This window comes from Corynebacterium auris (assembly GCF_030408575.1).
GTDB lineage: Bacteria > Actinomycetota > Actinomycetes > Mycobacteriales > Mycobacteriaceae > Corynebacterium > Corynebacterium auris.
Map to the genome: position 1 here is coordinate 450,138 of NZ_CP047047.1, position 19,110 is coordinate 469,247.

Consider the following 19,110-nt stretch of genomic DNA (forward strand, 5'->3'; position numbering starts at 1 on the left):
CGTCGCGCCGCAGTGCTCACAGCTCTGACCTTCGCCTTCGTCGACTCGATCAACCTGCTGCTCATCGGGGTGATCGTGGCCGTCGGCATCACCGTGCCACGCCGCGGCACCGCCGAGCCGGGGCGCTACGCGGCGATTACCTCGCTGCTCATCGCCGGTGACTGGCTGGGTGTGGCGGGCCTGGCTCTGGTCATGCTCCTCGTCTTCGACGGGTTGGGCCCTGTGGTGCAGCGCTTCGTCGAAGGGCCCGTTTTCGGCGTGATCCTCGTGGTGGTGGGCCTGGCCACGGCCCTTTTGGCGCTGCGCGGCGGGAGCAACTCGGAGCTGGTGGAAAAGATCATGCGCCCGCTGCGCGCCCCGAACCTGCTCACCGTGCTCACCGGCGTTGTGCTCGGGGTGGTGCAGTCAGCCACGTCCGTGCCGTTCTACGGCGGGCTGGCGGTCCTGTCGGCCGCCGGTATCGAGCCCGCGGTGCGCTACGGGTCGCTGGTGCTCTACGCCACGGTCGCGCTGAGCCTGCCGACGCTGTCCGCGCTCCTCGTCGGGTGGGTGCGCGCCCGCCCGGGCAGCACGCTCGGGCGCGGCTTTGCCTGGGCGCGCGCCAACCCGCGCACCGTCACCTCGGCGGCGACGTGGTCCGTGGCGGGCCTGCTCGTGCTGCTGGGTGCCCTGCACCTGGCGTAGGGGCGGCGGGTTTAGGCTAAGCGCATGAGCTTGCTTGACACCCGCATTGATCTGGGCGCGATCGCGCACAACACCAGCACGATGAAGTCGCTGGTGGGCGGGGCACGTCTTGTGGCCGTCGTGAAGGCGAACGCGTACAACCACGGGGTCGAGCGCGTCGTGCCGGTGATGGAGGCCGCGGGCGCGGACGCATTCGGGGTGGCCACCTTCGCCGAGGCGCAGCGCGTGCGCGAGCTGACACGGAAGCCCGTGGTGGCGTGGCTGTGGGCGCCCGGCGAGGTGATTCCCGAGGGCATCGAGGTCGCCGCGCCCAGCGTGGAGCACCTTCGCTCGCTTGTCGACGCCCACACGAGCGCGCCCGTCCACCTCGAGGTGGACACGGGCATGAACCGTGCCGGCATCGACGAGGAGGACTGGCGGGAGGCGTTTTCTTTGGCGGCGCGCGCCGGGCTGAACGTGGTGGGGGTGATGAGCCACCTGGCCTGCGCGGACGAGCCGGACGAAGCCTACAACGACGTGCAGGCCCGGGCTTTTCGCCGCGCCATCGACTGCGCCCGGGCCCACGGGCTGAACGTGGAGCGCAACGATTTGGCCAACTCGCCCGCGACGCTGACCCGGGGCGATTTCCTCTTCGACCAGGCCCGCGTGGGGCTGGCGCTGTACGGGCTGGAGCCCGTGGAGGGGGCGGACAACGGCCTGCGCCCGGCGATGTCGTGGGTGGCCCGGGTGCTGGCGGTGCGCCGCGTAGGCAAGGGCGAGGGCGTGAGCTACGGGCTGACCTGGCGCGCGCCCGACGACGGCTTCACCGCCGTGATCTCCGCCGGCTACGCGGACGGGGTGGCGCGCGCGTGGCAGGGCCGCTTCGCCGTCGGGGTGGGCGCGCGACGCTACCCGCAGGTCGGGCGCGTGTGCATGGACCAGTTCGTCGTGTGGCTGGGGGACAACCCGCACGGCGTTGCCGCAGGCGACGAGGCCGTGCTGTTCGGCGCCGGGGGGATGAGTGCGACGGAACTGGCGCGTAGTACTGGCACGATTAACTACGAGGTGGTGTGCGCGCCGACGGGGCGCACGCAACGGACGTACCGAGGGTGCGAAAAGACGGCGTGCGAGAAGACGGAAGGGATCTAAGGGGCAGGTATGAAGGACTCGTTCGCGCGGGAGGGCCGGCGCGTATGCGCCAGCGCCGCGGAGACGAAGGCGCTCGGCCGCGAGCTCGGCCGGGCGGCCGAGGCGGGAGACGTGGTCATTCTCGACGGCCCGCTGGGGGCGGGGAAGACCACGCTGACGCAGGGAATCGCGGAGGGAATGGGGGTCGGCGGCCGGGTGACCAGCCCGACGTTCGTCATCGCGCGGGAGCACCGCCCGGCCGGGCAGGGCCCGGCGCTCGTGCACGTGGACGCCTACCGCCTTCTAGGCGAGGGTTCTTCGGGTGACCCGCTCGGAGAGCTCGACGCGCTCGACTTGGACACGAAGCTCGAGCAGGCGGTCGTGGTCGCCGAGTGGGGCGGCGGGCTCGTCGAACAGATCGCGGGGAGCTACCTCGTGGTTGCGCTGGATCGTTCCACGTTGGCCGCGCAGGACCCGGAGTGCGAGGCACGCATCGTCTCGTGGCGCACGGTGGGGCGCTAAGCTGGGCAACCATGTTGACGTTGAACACCAAGCACCGTTCCTGGGTTGCCCTGGCCGTCGTTTTGTGGCTGGCTGTCCTCGCCGCCATCATCTTCATCCCGCAGTCGCAGGCCGAGGGTGAGGCGCAGGGGCCGTACACCAACTCACTGGAGCGCAGCCTGCGCGAGTCGACGCCCGCTGACGGAGACGTCGTGGTGGCCCAGCTCGTCGACCCGGCCCGGGTGTACGACCCGGCGCTGTACGTCGGTTACGTCACTTTGTGCCCGACCGAGCCGGCCCCCCTTGCCGCGGACAAGATCTCGCAGCTGGGGATTGACGAGTCCGCAGTGGACCTCGACGGCCGCTACGGTTACATGGTTCTTTTGCCGAGCGACGGCTCCGCGCCCGTACTCGACGAGGTCGACCTCAACGCCGTCGACCTGTGCACTATCCCGATGGACCAGCCCTACCCGCTGAACGCGGCGCTGCCCTTCCACACCGCCGCCGGCTCCTGGGTCCTGGGGACGCCCGCGCCGTGATCGTCCTCGCCCTCGACACCACCACGGCGGACCTGATCGCGGGCGTCGTCGACACCGCTGACGGCCGGACGCTCGCGGAAAAGGTGCGCCGCACGCGCGCCCACAACGAGGAGCTGATGCCCACGGCGACGCGGCTGCTCAAGGAAGCGGGCCTGAGCTTCGCCGACCTCGGCGCGATCGTGGTCGGCTGCGGCCCCGGCCCCTTTACGGGGCTGCGCGTGGGCATGGCCACGGCCGCCGCTTTGGGCCAGGCCCTCGGCATCGCGGTCCACGGGGTGGTCACGCACGACGCGGCCGCCGCAGAGCTGGCGGGGCAGGGCAGCGCGCTCGTGCTTACCGACGCCCGCCGCCGCGAGGTCTACTGGGCGCGCTACGCCGACGGCCGCCGCGTCGACGGGCCCGGCGTGTGCGCCCCAGCGGACCTGGCAGTGCCCGGGGATATCGACGTACTCAGCGTGCCCGCCGAGCTCGCGGGCGAGGTGCGCGTGCCCGCCCGCCGCACCACCTACGCGGCCCCGCGCGCCGCCGGCCTGGTGGCCGCCGCTGACCTGGACGCGAAGCCGGGCCCGCTCGTGCCCCACTACCTGCGCCGACCCGACGCGGTCCCGCCCGCGCACAAGCCCCTCTCGCCCGCGATCCCGCCCGTGGCAGTCACCGAAAAGGAGGCCGGGCGATGAGGATGCGCGAGCTCACGCGCGGTGACGCCGCCCGCGTCGCAGCCATCGAGGCCGTCCTTTTCGCCGGCGACGCTCCCTGGTCGCGCGACGTCTTCGTCTCGGAGTTGGCGCAGCCTTACACCTTTTACGTCGGGGCGTTCGCGGATGAGCCCGACGACGGGGAGCGTCTGGTCGGCTACGCCGGGCTGGCCATGCTCGGCCCCCGCTCTGACCCGGAGTTCGAGGTGCACACCATCGGCGTGGACCCCGCCTACCAGGGGCGCGGGCTGGGCCGCGCCCTGATGGATCAGCTCGTTCACACCGCCGACCTCATGGACGGCCCGATGTTCCTCGAGGTGCGCACCGACAACGCGCGGGCGATCGCGATGTACGAGAGCTTCGACTTTTTCACCCTCGCGGTGCGCAAGAACTACTATCAACCCTCCGGCGTGGACGCGTACTCCATGATGCGCCACCGCGCGAGCGAGAGACACGGCGGAAGGGAAGAAGAATGATCGTCCTTGGCATCGAGACCTCCTGCGACGAGACGGGCGTGGGCATCGTCGAGCTGCACCCGGACGGCACCATGGACATCCTGGCCGACGCCGTGGCCTCCTCCATGCAGGAGCACGCCCGCTTCGGCGGCGTCGTGCCCGAGATCGCCTCCCGCGCGCACCTGGAGGCCATGCCGCAGGTCATGGAGCAGGCGCTCGGAGAGGCGGGGGTGAGCGCGCCCGACGCAGTGGCGGCGACAATCGGCCCTGGTCTCGCCGGGGCGCTGCTTGTCGGGTCCTCGGCGGCGAAGGCCTACGCGGCCGCGTGGGGGGTGCCCTTCTACGGGGTCAACCACCTCGGCGGGCACGTCGCGGTGGCCAACCTCGACGGCGCGGCGGAGCTGCCGCACTCGATCGCGCTGCTCGTCTCCGGCGGGCACACCCAGTTGCTCGAGGTCAGCGCGGTGGGCCGGCCGATGAAGGAGCTCGGATCCACGCTTGACGACGCCGCCGGTGAGGCCTACGACAAAGTCTCCCGTCTCCTCGGCTTGGGGTACCCGGGCGGGCCTGTCGTCGATAAGCTTGCTGCCCGCGGTGACCGCGCGGCGATCGACTTTCCCCGCGGGCTGACAAAAGCGGAGGACATGCGCGGCGAGCACCGCTACGACTTCTCCTTTTCCGGGCTAAAGACCGCGGTGGCGCGCTACGTCGAGGCCGCCGAGCGCGAGGGTCGGGTGATATCGGTGGAGGACGTGTGCGCCTCGTTCCAGGAGGCGGTCTGCGACGTGCTCACCGCCAAGGCCGTGCTCGCCTGCGAGGACACGGGGGCGCGCACGCTGCTTCTCGGCGGGGGTGTGGCGGCGAACTCGCGGCTGCGCCAGCTCGCCGGGCAGCGCTGCGCCGAGCGAGGCGTCGAGCTGCGCGTGCCGCGCTTTTCCCTGTGCACCGACAACGGCGTGATGGTGGCGGCGCTGGCGGCGCAGCTCATCCACGAGGGGGCCGCACCGTCCGACCTGGCAGCGGCCACGAACCCGACCCTTGAGGTGGAAACCCCGCTGGTCTAGCTCCCGTTTTTAGTTGGCGCGCTGCCCGCGGCGGCGAATCAGGCTAGCGTTGGCGGTGTTCGTTTACCGCAGGGAAAGGTACTGCCCACCATGAGCTCTGAGACCCCGACCACCGCCGCCCCCACGAACGCCCCCGCCGAGCGATTCGGCGTGATCGTCCAACCGGACCTTGAGTACCGCCGCGTGATCTTCCGCCCGGAAGACGCCGGCCGCCTGATCGGCGCTCACGCGACCGCCACCACCACAGACGCCGCCTTCGAGCAGGAAGGCGAGCGCTACGCCCTGTTCTACGACCCGCAGGCGGATACCCGCGGCGGCCAGCCGAACCCGGTTGCCTCGCTTGCCCGCAATACTGCGGACACGGCCAACCCGGAGTTTTTGGCGGACCCGACGCGCGCGGTGTGCGGACCGGTGCTCTTTTCGGCCCAGGAGGGAGGCGATCTCGGTGAGGCGACCGTCGCGGCCATCGAGCAGTCGGTGCGGGCGGTGGCCAACTACCGCGCTGATAACGCCGAGGAGTACGAACTGTGGCACAACGCGGTGGTGAACCGCCGGGACACCGAGTAGCCCGGTAGCCCGGTAGCCCGGCGTGCCTTAAGTGTTGTTGTTTAGCACTCGTGCGGGTAGAGTGCTAGCAGGTTGTTTCGAGCACAGTTGTTCACCCGCGACGACGGCTGCGCCCACGAAGAACCGCTGACACTGAACAAGGCTCAACACATCACGAAAGGTTGTTGATCATGGCTAACGTCAACATCAAGCCGCTCGAAGACAAGGTCCTCGTCCAGATCGCCGAGGCCGAGACCACCACCGCCTCCGGCCTGGTCATCCCCGACTCCGCTGCCGAGAAGCCGCAGGAAGCCGTCGTCATCGCCGTAGGCCCGGGCCGCCTGGACGACAACGGCAACCGCGTCGCCATCGACGTCAAGGAGGGCGACACCGTCGTGTTCTCCAAGTACGGCGGCACCGAGCTGAAGTACAACGGCGAAGACTACCTGCTCCTCTCCGCCCGCGACCTGCTGGCCGTCGTCGAAAAGTAAGCAAAGGGGGCTTAGCCACCAATGGCAAAACTGATTGCATTTGACCAGGAAGCCCGCGAAGGCATCCAGCGCGGCGTGGACACCCTCGCCGATGCGGTCAAGGTCACCCTCGGCCCCCGCGGGCGCAACGTGGTGCTCTCCAAGGCGTGGGGCGGGCCGACCGTCACCAACGACGGCGTGACCATCGCCCGCGACATCGACCTCGAGGACCCGTTCGAAAACCTCGGCGCCCAGCTGGTGAAGTCCGTGGCCGTGAAGACCAACGACATCGCGGGCGACGGCACCACCACCGCGACCCTGCTCGCGCAGGCGCTGGTGTCCGAGGGGCTGCGCAACGTCGCGGCCGGGGCGAACCCCATCGAGCTGAACAGGGGCATCGCCGCCGCGGCCGAGAAGGTCGTCGAGGAACTGAAGCAGCGCGCCACCCCGGTGTCCTCCTCCGCGGAGATCGCCAACGTGGCCACTGTCTCCTCCCGCGACCCCGAGGTCGGCGAGATGGTCGCCGGCGCGATGGACAAGGTGGGCAAGGACGGTGTGCTCACCGTCGAGGAGTCCCAGTCGATGGAGTCCTACGTGGACATCACGGAGGGCATCTCCTTCGACAAGGGCTTCCTTTCCCCCTACTTCGTCACGGACCCAGACGCCGGCCAGGCGATCCTCGAGGACGCGCGCGTGTTGCTCGTGCGCAACAAGGTCTCCTCGCTGCCGGACTTTCTGCCGCTCCTGGAGCAGGTGGCCAACGACTCGGTGCCGCTGCTCATCATCGCCGAGGACGTGGACGGCGAGCCGCTGCAGACGCTGGTGGTCAATACCATCCGCAAGACCCTGAAGGTCGTCGCCGTGAAGTCGCCCTACTTCGGCGAGCGCCGCAAGGCGTTCATGGATGACCTCGCCGTGGTCACCAACGCCACCGTGATCGACCCGGAGGTTGGCCTCAACCTCAAGGACGCCACCCTGGAACACCTCGGTGCCGCCCGACGCGTCACGGTGACCAAGGACGACACCATCATCGTCGACGGCGCAGGCTCCGCCGAGGCCGTCGAGGAGCGCCGCGCCCAGATCCGCCGCGAGATCGAGACCACCGACTCCACCTGGGACAAGGAGAAGGCGGAGGAGCGTCTGGCGAAGCTCTCGGGTGGCGTGGCCGTCCTGCGCGTCGGCGCCGCCACTGAGACCGAGGTCAACGAGCGCAAGCTGCGCGTCGAGGACGCCATCAACGCCGCGCGCGCCGCGGTGCAGGAGGGCATCGTCGCCGGCGGCGGTTCCGCGCTGGTGCAGATCTCCCGCGAGCTGTACTCGTTTGCCGAGGAGTTCACGGGTGAGCAGAAGACCGGCGTGCTGGCCGTGGCACGCGCTCTGACCAAGCCTGCGTACTGGATCGGCGACAACGCCGGGCTCGACGGCTCCGTCGTCGTGGCCAAGACCGCCGAGCTGGGCAACGGCGAGGGCTTCAACGCCGCCACGCTGGAGTACGGCAACCTCATCGAGCAGGGCATCATTGACCCGGTCAAGGTGACCCACTCCGCCGTCGTCAACGCCGCCTCCGTCGCCCGGATGATCCTCACCACCGAGGCCTCCGTGGTGACGAAGCCGGCCGAGGAGGGCGACGACCACCACGGGCACGCCCACTAAGGCGCCCGCCTGGAAAGGCCACAGGGCCCCGGCAGCCTCCCTGGAGGAGGCGCCGGGGCCCTTTCGCTCGCGGTCGCGGGGTGCTCCGCTCTTAGCGGGAGCCCGCGGTGACCTTCGCGCGGCCGCGCAGAAGCGCCTGGCGCTCCGACTCGCTCATGCCGCCCCAGATGCCGTAGGGCTCGGCGACGCGCAGGGCGTGCTCGCGGCACTCGGCGAGAACGGGGCAGGTGTAGCAAATGGCCTTCGCCCGGTTCTCGCGCTGGGTGCGGGCGCGCCCGCGCTCGCCGTCGGGGTGGTAAAAAACCTCCGAAGCCTCGCCACGGCACGCGCCGTGCAGTTGCCAGTCCCAGAAATCCGCGTTGGGGCCGGGGAGGAGGTGGGGTTGAGACATGGAATGAGGCTCCTTATTCACGTAACAACGTTCACGGCTGGCCCGGTCGGCCCGGTGTGGTCCGCCCGGACGGGGTGCACCGTGCGGGTGCGCCGCTAGGCATGCTTCCGAAGCAGAGTTAACGGCTGGTGTCGGAGTGGTAACGGCCATCTTGAACGTGTGTAATCACTGTGAAATCACGCGGTTCTACCTGGGGTTTCGCTCCAGGTTAAAGGTCGGTGAATTTCTGGTGAGGTGCCGCGGCGCCGCGCGACTGGCGCACATGTGCAGCTAGTGCGAGCATTCACCGTGCTACGGCGTACTATGTAACCCTGATAAAAACGGCCCCCGGCACGCGTCGGGGCGGGCCGCGGCTGCAGTGCGGAAGGAAGGAGACGCATGGCAACGAGCGACCTCGATGCCGAGCTCGCCGAGCTCGTCCCCCACGCCACCGCGGGGGATCGTCGCTCGCTACAACAGATCGTCCGGCTCATCCACCCTCCCGTGCTGCGCTACGCCCGCGCCCGCATCGGCGGGGGGCGCACCCCCACGGCCGAGGACGTGGCCCAGGAGGTCTGCCTCGCGGTAATCACCAGCATTGAGCGCTACGTGGACACCGGCAAGCCTTTCATGGCGTTCGTCTATGGTATTGCCTTCAACAAGGTCGCCGACGCGCACCGCGTCATGGCGCGCGACAAGCTCAACCCCACGGAGGACGTCCCGGACGCGGAGTACACCGGCGGGACACCGGAGGAATTGGCCCTGCTCAGCGACGGTAGTAACAGAGTAAGGGCGTTGCTCGATTCATTGAGTGACAAGGCGCGCGACATCCTCATCCTGAGAGTGTTCGTCGGGCTCTCCGCCGAGGAAACCGCCGAGGTTGTAGGTAGTACCGCCGGGGCTGTTCGGGTCGCCCAGCACCGTGCCCTTGCCACCCTCCGCAAGACCATCGAAGAAGGGGAGCACGCATGACGCGTCGTTATTCCGCGGGTAGGCCGTCCGAGCGAGACGGCGTTTCCGCGCACCTTCAGCCGCTCGCAGATGACGACGCTTTCCTGACCGCCCTCTCCCGCGGGGAGGATCCCTCCGGGGGAAGCGACGAGCTCGCCGCCCTGTTTCTCCAGCTCCGAGAAGAAGTCGCAGCGCAGATGCCGCCCGCGCCTGAGATCGATACCTCGGAAAGTACCGTCGTCGACCTCGGCGAGAAGCGCCGCCGACGCGGCACCAGCCCCTGGCTGGCGGGGCTGATCGGAGCCGCTGCGGCGACCGCCCTGGTCGCCGGGACCGGTTCGGCGCTCTACAACGCGACCCCCGGCTCGCCGCTGTGGGGACCCGCTACCGCGGTGTTCGGCGACAGGGCCGCGGTGGTGGAGCTGGCCGGCACCCTCGAGGAGCTTGAGGCGGCGAGCGCCTCGGGCGACGACGCCGCGGCCCGCAGCCTGCTCGACCAGGCGCAGGCGCTGATGGGGATTATCGGCCACGGCGAGGGCCAGGACCAAGACGCGGCCGAAACCCCGAGTGTCACCGTCACCGAGCGCACGACCGCGCAGGCAACGCCGCAGCCGGCGCCGGGGAGCGCCCCCGCCGCGCCCGCGCCGGCCCCGGAGACGGTGACCGAGACCCGGACCCAGACGGTGACGGTGACCGTGACCCCCGAGCCCCCGCGCGAGGACCCGGCAACGACGCAGCCGACACCCACCAGCGCCCCGCGCCCGAGCGCGACGTCGGCGCCGAGCACGACGGTCCAGCCGAGCGTGCTGCAGCCGGCTGTGCCGATCGCGCCCTCGGCGGGTGGGGCGGCACAGTAGCTGCCCGCTAGCGCGAAGAGAGCCCGTCCATGTAGCCGCAGGCGTAATCCCAGGTCACGTACGCCTCGACGTTGGGCTCGGCGCTCGGCTCGTGCACGGGGGGCAGCTCGCCGCGCAGGCTGGCGAGCATGTTCTGCTCCATGATCTCCCAGTCGTAGTAGTGCACCTGCTCGCAGTCCTCGCACGTGAAGAAGATGCCGAGGATCCCGCGCGGGCGGAGGTAGTTCTTGAACTCGCGGACCTGGGCGAGTTCGTTGGTGACGTCGATGCGCTCCTGCGGGGACAGGGGGCGGGCGACCTCGTCGTCCTCGATAAACGACGCCGGGTCATTGGGATCGTTCGCGAAGGGGTCGAGGGGCATCATGTCGTCGTAGTTCACACCCCATTACCCTATTGCCGGCCGTGGTGCCAAGCAATTCCCCCGGGGGCCCGCGTGAGGGGTGACCTCCCTGAATGTGGGATTTTGTGGGCCGATATATCATGATTCCAGCAAGCAGGGTAGCAACGCGCGCGAAGGAGCTGGTTTTCTATGGCACACGATCGAGTACTGAACCGAGTACTGACAGGCGGGGACGACCCGAACAAGGTGGCCCTGCGCGGCCTGACCTTCGACGACGTGCTGCTTTTGCCCGCGGAGTCCCACATCGTCCCCGGTGAGGTGGACACCTCCACGCAGCTGACCCGCAACATCCGCCTGAGCATGCCGATCGCCTCGGCGGCGATGGACACCGTCACCGAGTCGCGCATGGCCATCGCCATGGCGCGCCAGGGCGGTATCGGCGTTTTGCACCGCAACCTCAGCGCGCAGGACCAGGCGGAGCACGTTGACATCGTGAAGCGCTCCGAGTCCGGCATGATCTCCAACCCGGTCACCGCGGCGCCCGACATGACGCTGGCGGACGTCGACGAGCTGTGCGCGCGCTTTCGCATCTCGGGCCTGCCGGTCGTGGACGCGGATGGCACGCTCGTGGGCATCATCACCAACCGCGACATGCGCTTCGAGCCCGATTTCTCCCGCCGGGTCGCCGACGTGATGACGGCCATGCCGCTCGTCGTCGCCCGGGACGGGGTGAGCAAGCAGGAGGCGCTGAAGCTGCTGAGTGCCAACAAGGTGGAGAAACTGCCGATCGTCGACGCGGACGACAAGCTGACGGGGCTGATCACCGTCAAGGACTTCGTCAAGAGCGAGCAGTACCCGAACGCCTCCAAGGACGCCCAGGGCCGCCTCCTTGTCGCGGCCGGGATTGGCACCGGGGAGGACTCTTACGAGCGCGCCGCGCTCCTCGTCGAGGCGGGCGTTGACGCGCTCGTCGTGGATTCGGCCCACGCGCACAACAACCGCGTGCTTGAGATGGTCTCCCGCGTGAAGAAGGACTTCGGGGAGCGTGTCGACGTCATCGGCGGCAACCTGGCCACCCGCGAGGCGTCGAAGGCCATGATCGAGGCCGGCGCCGACGCCGTGAAGGTGGGCATCGGCCCGGGCTCCATCTGCACCACCCGCGTCGTCGCCGGGGTGGGCGCGCCCCAGATCACCGCGATTCTCGAGGCGGCCGTGCCCGCCCGCGAGGCCGGTGTGCCGATCATCGCCGACGGCGGTATGCAGCACTCGGGCGACGTGGCCAAGGCCCTGGCGGCGGGGGCCTCCACCGTCATGCTGGGCTCCATGCTGGCGGGTACGAGGGAGGCCCCCGGTGACGTGGTTGTCGTGGGCGGCAAGCAGTACAAGCGCTACCGCGGCATGGGCTCCATGGGTGCGATGCAGGGCCGCGGCCTGTCGGGGGAGAAGCGCTCCTTCTCCAAGGACCGCTACTTCCAGGCCGACGTAACCAGCGAGGACAAGCTCGTCCCGGAGGGCGTCGAGGGACGCGTGCCCTACCGCGGTGAGCTCGACGCCATCACCCACCAGATCGTGGGCGGCCTGCGCGCCGCGATGGGGTACACGGGCTCCGCCTCCATCGCCGAGCTGCAGACCCGCCAGTTCGTCCAGATCACCTCCGCCGGTTTGCGCGAGTCCCACCCGCACGACATCACGCAGACCGTCGAGGCGCCGAACTACCACAGCTAAAAGGGGAAAGAGCACACAGATGCGCGACTACGTTGAAATCGGGATCGGGCGCGAGGCGCGCCGAGCTTACACGCTTAACGACGTCTCCCTGGTGCCCTCCCGGCGCACCCGCTCCTCCTCGGACGTGGACACGAGCTGGAGCTTCGACGCCTACAACTTCGACATCCCCGTGCTGTCGCACCCCACGGACGCGCTGGCGAGCCCCGAGTTCGCCATCGAGATGGGCCGCAACGGCGGGCTCGGCGTGCTCAACGCCGAGGGCCTGCTGGGCCGCCACGCCTCCTTCGAGGAGGCGGTGGCCCGCGTGGCGGGCATCGGCGAGGTGGGGGAGGACTTCGCCCGCGTGGACGAGGTGCTGCGCGGGCGCGCCGCCGCGACGAAGACCCTGCAGCAGCTCCACGCCGCTCCGCTGGATCCCGACCTGCTGGCCGAGCGCATCGCTCAGGTGCGCGACGCGGGCGTGACCGTGGGGGTGCGGGTGTCCCCGCAGAACGCCCGCGGCCTCGCACCCTGCGTGATCCGGGCCGGGGCGGAGATCCTGTTCATCCACGGCACGCTCATCTCCGCGGAGCACGTGCAAAGCGGCGGCGAGGCGCTCAACCTCAAGGAGTTCATCGGCTCGCTGGAGGTCCCCGTCATCGCGGGCGGGGTCTACGACTACACCACGGCCACCCACCTCATGCGCTCGGGCGCGGCCGGCATCATTGTCGGGGCCGGCAACACCAACAGCGCGCAGGCGCTTGGCCTCGGCGTGCCCATGGCCACCGCGATCTCGGACGTCGCGGCCGCGCGCCGCGAGTACCTCGACGAGACCGGGGGGCGCTACGTCCACGTCATCGCGGACGGGGAGATCCGCACCAGCGGCGACATGGCCAAGGCGATCGCCTGCGGCGCGGACGCCGTGATGGTGGGCCGCCCGCTCGCGGCCGCCGAGGAGGCGGCCGGGCACGGGGTGTACTGGGAGGCCGCCTCCGCGCACCCGCGCTTCCCGCGCGGCTCCGTCGAACCCACCGGCTACGCCACCGAGCGCCAGCCGCTGGCGGCGGTGTTACACGGACCGGCGACGGACCCCTACGGCACGACGAACCTTGTGGGCGGGCTGCGCCGGGCGATGGCCAAGTGCGGCTACACCGACACGAAGTCCTTCCAGAAGGTGGGTCTGGCCGTCAGCTAAGATTTGGGCCGTGACTACTCCTCAAACACGCCCAGTTCTCGTCGTCGACTTCGGTGCGCAGTACGCGCAGCTCATCGCCCGCCGCGTGCGCGAGGCGCGCGTGTACTCCGAAGTCGTTCCCTCCACCATTACAGCGGAGGAGGTTCGCGCGAAGGACCCCGTCGCTCTCGTGCTCTCCGGCGGGCCGTCCTCCGTCTACGCGGAGGGCGCCCCGCAGCTCGACCCGGAGGTCTTCGAGCTCGGCCTGCCCATCTTCGGCATCTGCTACGGCTTCCAGGTGATGACGCAGGCGCTGGGCGGCAAGGTGGAAAAGACCGGTGCGCGCGAGTACGGGCGCACCGCGGTGCGCACCACGGGCGGTGTCCTCCACGACGGCCTTCCCGCCGAGCACACGGTGTGGATGAGCCACGGCGATTCCGTCACGCAGGCGCCGGAGGGCTTCACCGTCACCGCCTCCTCCGCCGGCGCCCCGGTGGCGGCGTTCGAGCACACCGGGAAGCGCTTCGCCGGCGTGCAGTACCACCCGGAGGTCATGCACTCCCCGCACGGCCAGCAGGTGCTCACCCGCTTCCTCACCGAGGTCGCGGGCCTCGAGCAGGAGTGGACGGCCTCCAACATCGCGGAGCAGCTCATCGAGCAGGTGCGCGAGCAGGTCGGGGAGAACGGCCGCGCCATTTGCGGGCTGTCCGGCGGGGTGGACTCGGCGGTGGCGGCGGCGCTGGTGCAGCGCGCGATCGGCGACCGCCTCACCTGCGTCTTCGTCGACCACGGCCTGCTGCGCCAGGGCGAGCGCGAGCAGGTGGAGACGGACTTCGTGGCCGCGACCGGCGCGCGGCTGGTCACCGTCGACGAGCGCGCGGCCTTTTTGGGCAAGCTCACCGGCGTGACCGACCCGGAGGCCAAGCGCAAGGCGATCGGAGCGGAGTTCATCCGCTCCTTCGAGCGCGCAGTCGCCGAGGTGCTGTCGGACCAGGAGGTGGAATTCCTGGTGCAGGGCACGCTCTACCCGGACGTCGTCGAGTCGGGCGGGGGCACCGGCACGGCGAATATCAAGAGCCACCACAATGTCGGCGGCTTGCCTGAGGACGTCGAGTTCACGCTGGTGGAGCCCTTGCGCCTGCTGTTCAAGGACGAGGTGCGCGCCGTCGGCCGCGAGCTCGGCCTGCCGGAGGTCATTGTCAGCCGCCAGCCTTTCCCGGGCCCCGGCCTGGGCATCCGCATCATCGGCGAGGTGACGGAGGAGCGCCTGGAAACGCTCCGCGCAGCCGACGCCATCGCCCGCGAGGAGCTCACCCGGGCAGGCCTGGACGAGCAGATCTGGCAGTGCCCGGTAGTGCTGCTTGCCGACGTCCGCTCCGTCGGCGTCCAGGGCGACGGCCGCACCTACGGCCACCCGGTGGTGCTCAGGCCCGTCGCCTCCGAAGACGCCATGACCGCCGACTGGGTGCGCGTGCCCTACGAGGTGCTGGAGACCATCTCCACCCGCATCACCAACGAGGTCGAGGCCGTCACCCGCGTCGTGTTGGACGTGACCTCCAAACCCCCGGCCACCATCGAGTGGGAATAAGCCGCGCCCCGCGAGTGCGGGGCGTTCCGGGATAGCGTCTTAGGAGTCCGCGGCCACGACGTCGACGGAGCCGATGCCGACGTCCACGCTCAGGTGCAGGGTCGGCCCGTCGGCCTCCCCGTTCAGCACGGTGGGGCAGGTGTACTCGCCGACGCCGACGGTGCACTCCAGCTCGACGCGCACGTCCTGCGGCGGGACGAGGGTGACTGTGCCGATGCCGTGGTCGACGGTGACGGAGCGGTCCTTTTCCAGCTGCTCCAGGCGCGACAGGTCGAGGCGGGTGCTGCCCACGGAGCTGTCGTAGGTGTCGGCCAGGTCGTCCTCCACGACGATGGTGCGCGTCGCGTCTTCCTCGTCGAGCCAGATGGGCAAGCGCGGGGGGACGGCGAGGACGGCGATCGCGATGACGCTGACGGGGATGAGGGCGATGAGGAAGCCGCGCAGCACCCTGTTGCCCTTGCGCGGGGCCGGTGCGGGCTCGGGCCCGGGATCGGGCAGGTGCCACAGGTCGGGCGCCACCCCGAGCGGGTCCCAGCTCGGCGGGGTGACCTCGGGGCCGGCGGGGTGCTCGTACCCGGCGGGAACGCTCAGGTGGGTGGTGTCCACGCGCCGGCCCGCCTCGCTGCGCTTCTCGGACGATTGAGCCAGAAGCCCGTGCGGCGGGACCGGCTGGGACTTGTGCAAAAGGTAGAGGCCGGCCAGCCCGAGGAACAGGGTGAGGAGGGAGGAAGCGGCCCAGCCGCCGTCGTTAAGAGCGATGGAGGGGAAGAAAATGACGAGGCCGACGAGGAGGGCCCAGCCGGTGGACCGTTGATCCCTTTCCACCTTGTTGAGGGAGTCCTTCGGGGCGTTGACCGCCCCCCAGGGGGTGACGGTGGTGCCGAAGAGCGGCATGTTCAGCCAGAGCAGCAGGTAGAGGAAGATCCCGCCGCCGTAGGCGAGGGTGAGCGCCGCGAAGGCGAGGCGGATCAGGACGGGGTCGACGCCGTAGCGGGCGCCGATGCCCTCGCAGACGCCGGCGATGACGGCGTTGCCGCCCTGTTTCTCGGGGATCCGGGGCGGGCGGGTGTCCCACATTCCGCGGAGGGAGGTGGACGGTGGGGTGGGGTTCGGGTGTGCGGTATTCATGCTTTTAGTGTTGCGCCCCCGGTTGGAAAGCACCATCGGGATCGGCCCCGATTTTTGGTTTCAGGGTATTCCCCGATTCAAACCACCGCGGCGCCGTGCGATGATGGGCGCATGCCTACCACAACTGCGCGCCACGGCCTCTACCCGCAGTTTTACCGGCAGCGCCGGGGCCGCATCGGCGGCGGCGTCTGCGTTGGAGTGGCGGAGCACCTCGGGGTGGACCTGCGCTGGGTGCGCGTGTTTTTCGCGGTGGCCTGCTTCGCCGGCGGGCTCGGGCTGATCCTGTACGCGCTCGCGTGGGTGTTTACCCCGCTGCTGCCGGCGGACGAGGAACCGGACGCGGCGCCCGCCTCGGCGTGGCCCGCCTCCGCCTTCTACCTCGTGGCCGCGGCGGGCGCCGCGGGGGCGGTGGTCTCGCTGAGCGTGGTCAGCGGCGCCAACTGGATCTTCGTCTTTGTCACGGGCGTTGTCGCCGTGGGTGCTGTCGTCGCGTGGCAGGCCTACGACCGCGGGCTGTCCTCGACGAGCAATTTCCTCGCGCTCGCGCTCGGAATCGTGCTGGTCATGGGCGGCGTGACGGCGGTGGCGCTGCTCGGCGGCGAGAGCGGCGGCGGCACCACGGGCGTGGTCATGGCGGTGCTGGCGGCGGTGGCGGGAGTGGGCCTGCTGGTGGTGCCGCTGCTGGTCAAGCTCACCTCCTCGCTCGTGGAGGAGCGCAAGGCCAAGGCGGTGGCGGACCAGCGCAGCGAGATCGCCTCCCGGTTGCACGACTCGGTGCTGCAGACGCTCGCGCTGATCCAGAAACGCGCGGCGGACCCCGCCGAGGTGGCGCGCCTGGCGCGCAGCCAGGAAAGGGAGCTGCGGGCATGGCTTTTCGACGCCACCCCCGACGCCCCGGAGGACCAGCTGACCTTCTTCGGTGCCCTGGCCAAGGCGGCAGGGGAGGTCGAGGACCTCTACCCGGTGAGCATCCGCCCCGTCACCGTGGGCGAGGATGTGGCCTTCTCGAGCGAGACCGAGCCCGTCGTCCTGGCGGCGCGCGAGGCGATGGTCAACGCCGCGAAGCACGCGGGCGTGGACCACGTGGACGTCTACGCCGAGAACATGCTCGGCGAGCTGGCCGTCTACGTGCGCGACAGGGGGGACGGGTTCGACCCGGCCGGCGTGACGGCGGACCGCCACGGGGTGCGCGATTCCATCGTCGGGCGCATGGAGCGCGCCGGCGGCTCGGCCACCGTGGGCTCGGTGCCGGGGGAGGGCACCGAGGTGGTTCTCACCCTCGCTGTGTAACGCCGGCGGCGCGCAGCAGGGAGGCGGCGACCTTGTCGGTTTCCTGCAGGAAGGGGGCGTCGGTGCCGGGCAGGGGGGAGATCGTCGTGTCGGCCCACTGTCCGCCGGTGGGGATCCCGGCGATGTGCACGCGCGGGTCGATGCTGCCGTCGGGGTGGACGGTGCGCCGGGTGGTGGCGTCGGTCTCCGGGGCCGGGGAGGCGGCCTCGTGGGGCGTAAACGGGTGGATGCGGCGGGTGCGCAGGAGGGACAGCGTCAGCGGGTCGGCGGCGCGGCGGACGTCGGGGCCGGGGAGGAAGGCGTCGGCCAGCACGGGCGCGGTGGCGCTGCGGCCGGCGCTGGCGAGGGTGAAGCGGCCGCCGTCGGCGGTTAGCGTCGGGTGGTCGCCAAGGAAGGAGACCAGGCCGGCGTCGACGAGGGCGAGCAGCTCGCGCGTGCGAAACAGGGGCGGGCCGGAGCCGACCATCTGCCCGAAGGCCAAAAAGGAGCGCAGCGAGGTGAGGCGGTCCTCCTCCGCGCCGCGGCCGTTCTGCAGGGCCAGCTGGGTGGGCCGGCGGGCGGAGGAAATCTCCCACAGGGCGGCCTTGAGCGGGGAGTCCCACGCGGCGAGGGCCTCGGCGATGTCGCGCTCCAGGCGCCCGGCGATGTGCCGCGTGAGCGCGTCCCGGTCCAGCTCTTCTGTGCCGCGCAGGGGGGCGATCCACTCGAGCATGTCGAAGGGCTCGGCGCTAAGCCCGTCCAGCGCCTCGTTGAGGGCCGCGGGCACGGCCTCGATGTCGGTGGGGGAGGCGGCGGCTTCCAGGTCGGCGGAGTCGATCAGGCGCGTGATGGCGGCGGCGTCGGCGCTCAGCGCGCCGGGGCGCACGCGGCCCAATTCCTCGTAGTACAGGGCGTAGGCGTCGCGCACCAGCGCCGGCCAGATCTGCGTGCCGAAGCTGATGGGGGTGGACTGGGAGGAAAGCTCGTCCAGGGTGGTGCGCAGGCGCACCAGGCGCGCCTCGGGGGGCAGCGAGTGGTACTCCGACTTGGGCAGGTAGGGGTAGCCGCGGCCCGAGGCGACCACCAAGCGCGGCTCGCGGCCCGAGGGCTCGTAGCGCAGGCCGGCGCGGGCGGAGGAGTCGGCGACGAAGCGCCCGCCGCGGTCGATGGTGCTCAGCGCCATGAGGTCGAAAAAGCCCATGCCCAGGCCGCGCACGAGGACCTCCTCGCCGGCGGGCAGGGCGGAGACATCTTGTTCGACGGGGTTGTCGGGGCGCACCCACGTGCCGCCGCCGGGCTCGGGGGCAGTGGCAGGCAGGACCCAGCCGGTGGACAAAGCGGTGGCGTCGGCGAGCACGGTGGTGCCGTCGCTGAGTTCGATGGCGTCGCGCCCGTCGACTGCGCCGATGCGCTGCGCCCTGGCCCGGTGGGTGTGCACCGAGACAGTCTCCGGCAGCTGCGCCAGGGCGACTCCGTAGACCCAGTGCAGGTACTCGCCGTAGAGGGCGCGCGAGGGGTTGGACTCGGGGCGGGTGGCGGAGATCTCCGCGGAGTAGCGCTCAAGGCGGGCCGGGTCGGCGGGGTGGGCGTCGTAAAGCGATTGCGCCGGGCGGGCGACCTCCTCGCGCTCGCCGCGCTGCAGCTGGATCCATTCGTACATGGTGGGCCCTTCGAGGGCGGGCGCGCCGATGGTCGCGCCGGGCTCGGTGAACAGCGTGACGGCGCCGGCGAGCGTGTTCATGCACAGCGTCCGGGTCTGGTCGGTGCGCCAGACGCGGCCCGCGCCGATCTCGGAGTCGTCGATGAGGTGCAGCGCGAGCCGGGGCTGCGGGGTGGAGGAGGCGGCGAGGTAAGCGGCGATGCGCTCGATGGTGGAGATGCCGCGCGGGCCCATGCCCACGAGCGCGATGGAGGTCTCGGCGTGCATGGCCTCCACTGTACCCCCACCCCATTACGTACCGTTCGGTCTACTTGAAAGAAACAGAGTCGTCTATGTATGGTACCGTGCGTTGCCT

General features: G+C 70.4%; 20 protein-coding genes. 16 read left to right on the forward strand and 4 right to left on the reverse strand.

The genetic code is table 11. From position 1 onward, the window contains the following. Window positions 1-12 precede the first annotated feature (12 nt). From CAURIS_RS02265 to groL, 10 genes are all read left to right on the forward strand, one after another. Entirely contained in the window at window positions 13-684 is a 672-nt protein-coding gene (locus tag CAURIS_RS02265) for a hypothetical protein (protein WP_290342609.1), read from the forward strand. A 24-nt stretch (window positions 685-708) separates the two neighbouring features. Beyond that, complete coding sequence (alr, locus tag CAURIS_RS02270; protein ID WP_290342610.1) at window positions 709-1,812, forward strand: alanine racemase; 1,104 nt, start codon at window positions 709-711, stop codon at window positions 1,810-1,812. A gap of 9 nt (window positions 1,813-1,821) precedes the next feature. After that, window positions 1,822-2,313 (forward strand): tRNA (adenosine(37)-N6)-threonylcarbamoyltransferase complex ATPase subunit type 1 TsaE, encoded by a 492-nt coding sequence (tsaE, locus tag CAURIS_RS02275; protein WP_290342611.1) that lies wholly within the window; start codon window positions 1,822-1,824, stop codon window positions 2,311-2,313. 11 nt (window positions 2,314-2,324) lie between these two features. After that, entirely contained in the window at window positions 2,325-2,831 is a 507-nt protein-coding gene (locus tag CAURIS_RS02280; RefSeq protein ID WP_290342612.1) for a hypothetical protein, read from the forward strand. Beyond that, a complete protein-coding gene (gene tsaB, locus CAURIS_RS02285) occupies window positions 2,828-3,508 on the forward strand; it encodes a tRNA (adenosine(37)-N6)-threonylcarbamoyltransferase complex dimerization subunit type 1 TsaB (RefSeq protein ID WP_290342613.1) in 681 nt (226 codons plus the stop codon). The genes CAURIS_RS02280 and tsaB overlap by 4 nt, the downstream gene beginning before the upstream one ends. Next, window positions 3,505-4,002 (forward strand): ribosomal protein S18-alanine N-acetyltransferase, encoded by a 498-nt coding sequence (rimI, locus tag CAURIS_RS02290; RefSeq protein ID WP_290342614.1) that lies wholly within the window; start codon window positions 3,505-3,507, stop codon window positions 4,000-4,002. Before tsaB ends, rimI begins: the two co-directional genes overlap by 4 nt. Next, window positions 3,999-5,045, forward strand: a complete 1,047-nt coding sequence (gene tsaD / locus CAURIS_RS02295) for a tRNA (adenosine(37)-N6)-threonylcarbamoyltransferase complex transferase subunit TsaD (protein WP_290342615.1) — start codon at window positions 3,999-4,001, stop codon at window positions 5,043-5,045. Before rimI ends, tsaD begins: the two co-directional genes overlap by 4 nt. Before the next feature lie 90 nt (window positions 5,046-5,135). Then, window positions 5,136-5,612 carry a hypothetical protein gene (locus CAURIS_RS02300; RefSeq protein ID WP_290342616.1) on the forward strand — a complete coding sequence of 159 codons (477 nt, stop codon included), beginning with the start codon at window positions 5,136-5,138 and terminating at the stop codon, window positions 5,610-5,612. 170 nt (window positions 5,613-5,782) lie between these two features. Further along, window positions 5,783-6,082 (forward strand): co-chaperone GroES, encoded by a 300-nt coding sequence (groES, locus tag CAURIS_RS02305; protein WP_290342617.1) that lies wholly within the window; start codon window positions 5,783-5,785, stop codon window positions 6,080-6,082. Between the two features lie 21 nt (window positions 6,083-6,103). Next, the gene (groL, locus tag CAURIS_RS02310; protein WP_290342618.1) at window positions 6,104-7,714 is read left to right on the forward strand and encodes a chaperonin GroEL; all 1,611 of its coding nucleotides are present in this window, start codon (window positions 6,104-6,106) and stop codon (window positions 7,712-7,714) included. A 91-nt stretch (window positions 7,715-7,805) separates the two neighbouring features. Here the strand turns inward: groL and CAURIS_RS02315 are convergent, their stop codons facing one another. Next, on the reverse strand, window positions 7,806-8,105 hold the full coding sequence (locus tag CAURIS_RS02315; RefSeq protein WP_290342619.1) for a WhiB family transcriptional regulator: 300 nt from the start codon (window positions 8,103-8,105) through the stop codon (window positions 7,806-7,808). A 378-nt stretch (window positions 8,106-8,483) separates the two neighbouring features. On the opposite strand from CAURIS_RS02315, the gene CAURIS_RS02320 reads away from it, so the two are divergent. Together CAURIS_RS02320 and CAURIS_RS02325 are read left to right on the forward strand one after the other, a co-directional pair. Further along, window positions 8,484-9,056: a sigma-70 family RNA polymerase sigma factor gene (locus CAURIS_RS02320; protein WP_290342620.1), complete on the forward strand. Its 573-nt coding sequence runs from the start codon at window positions 8,484-8,486 to the stop codon at window positions 9,054-9,056. Continuing rightward, the gene (locus CAURIS_RS02325) at window positions 9,053-9,892 is read left to right on the forward strand and encodes a hypothetical protein (RefSeq protein WP_290342621.1); all 840 of its coding nucleotides are present in this window, start codon (window positions 9,053-9,055) and stop codon (window positions 9,890-9,892) included. Before CAURIS_RS02320 ends, CAURIS_RS02325 begins: the two co-directional genes overlap by 4 nt. Window positions 9,893-9,899: 7 nt before the next feature. Here CAURIS_RS02325 and CAURIS_RS02330 read toward each other — a convergent pair whose 3' ends face one another. Next, a complete protein-coding gene (locus CAURIS_RS02330) occupies window positions 9,900-10,271 on the reverse strand; it encodes a DUF5319 domain-containing protein (RefSeq protein WP_290342622.1) in 372 nt (123 codons plus the stop codon). A 150-nt stretch (window positions 10,272-10,421) separates the two neighbouring features. Here CAURIS_RS02330 and guaB point away from each other — a divergent pair, with 150 nt between their 5' ends. The 3 genes from guaB to guaA are packed head-to-tail and all read left to right on the forward strand — an operon-like array spanning window position 10,422 to window position 14,698. Further along, window positions 10,422-11,957 (forward strand): IMP dehydrogenase, encoded by a 1,536-nt coding sequence (gene guaB / locus CAURIS_RS02335; RefSeq protein WP_290342623.1) that lies wholly within the window; start codon window positions 10,422-10,424, stop codon window positions 11,955-11,957. Window positions 11,958-11,976: 19 nt separating this feature from the next. Continuing rightward, window positions 11,977-13,131, forward strand: a complete 1,155-nt coding sequence (locus tag CAURIS_RS02340) for a GuaB3 family IMP dehydrogenase-related protein (RefSeq protein ID WP_290342624.1) — start codon at window positions 11,977-11,979, stop codon at window positions 13,129-13,131. A gap of 10 nt (window positions 13,132-13,141) precedes the next feature. Then, window positions 13,142-14,698, forward strand: coding sequence for a glutamine-hydrolyzing GMP synthase (gene guaA, locus CAURIS_RS02345; protein ID WP_290342625.1), 1,557 nt, complete (start codon window positions 13,142-13,144; stop codon window positions 14,696-14,698). A gap of 39 nt (window positions 14,699-14,737) precedes the next feature. On the opposite strand, the gene CAURIS_RS02350 is transcribed toward guaA, so the two are convergent. After that, window positions 14,738-15,826 carry a PspC domain-containing protein gene (locus tag CAURIS_RS02350; RefSeq protein WP_290342626.1) on the reverse strand — a complete coding sequence of 363 codons (1,089 nt, stop codon included), beginning with the start codon at window positions 15,824-15,826 and terminating at the stop codon, window positions 14,738-14,740. Window positions 15,827-15,937: 111 nt separating this feature from the next. Between CAURIS_RS02350 and CAURIS_RS02355 the strand changes: the two genes are divergently transcribed. Next, a complete protein-coding gene (locus CAURIS_RS02355; RefSeq protein ID WP_290342627.1) occupies window positions 15,938-17,116 on the forward strand; it encodes an ATP-binding protein in 1,179 nt (392 codons plus the stop codon). Here CAURIS_RS02355 and CAURIS_RS02360 read toward each other — a convergent pair. Further along, complete coding sequence (locus CAURIS_RS02360) at window positions 17,100-19,022, reverse strand: FAD/NAD(P)-binding protein (RefSeq protein ID WP_290342628.1); 1,923 nt, start codon at window positions 19,020-19,022, stop codon at window positions 17,100-17,102. The genes CAURIS_RS02355 and CAURIS_RS02360 overlap by 17 nt on opposite strands. Window positions 19,023-19,110 lie beyond the last annotated feature (88 nt).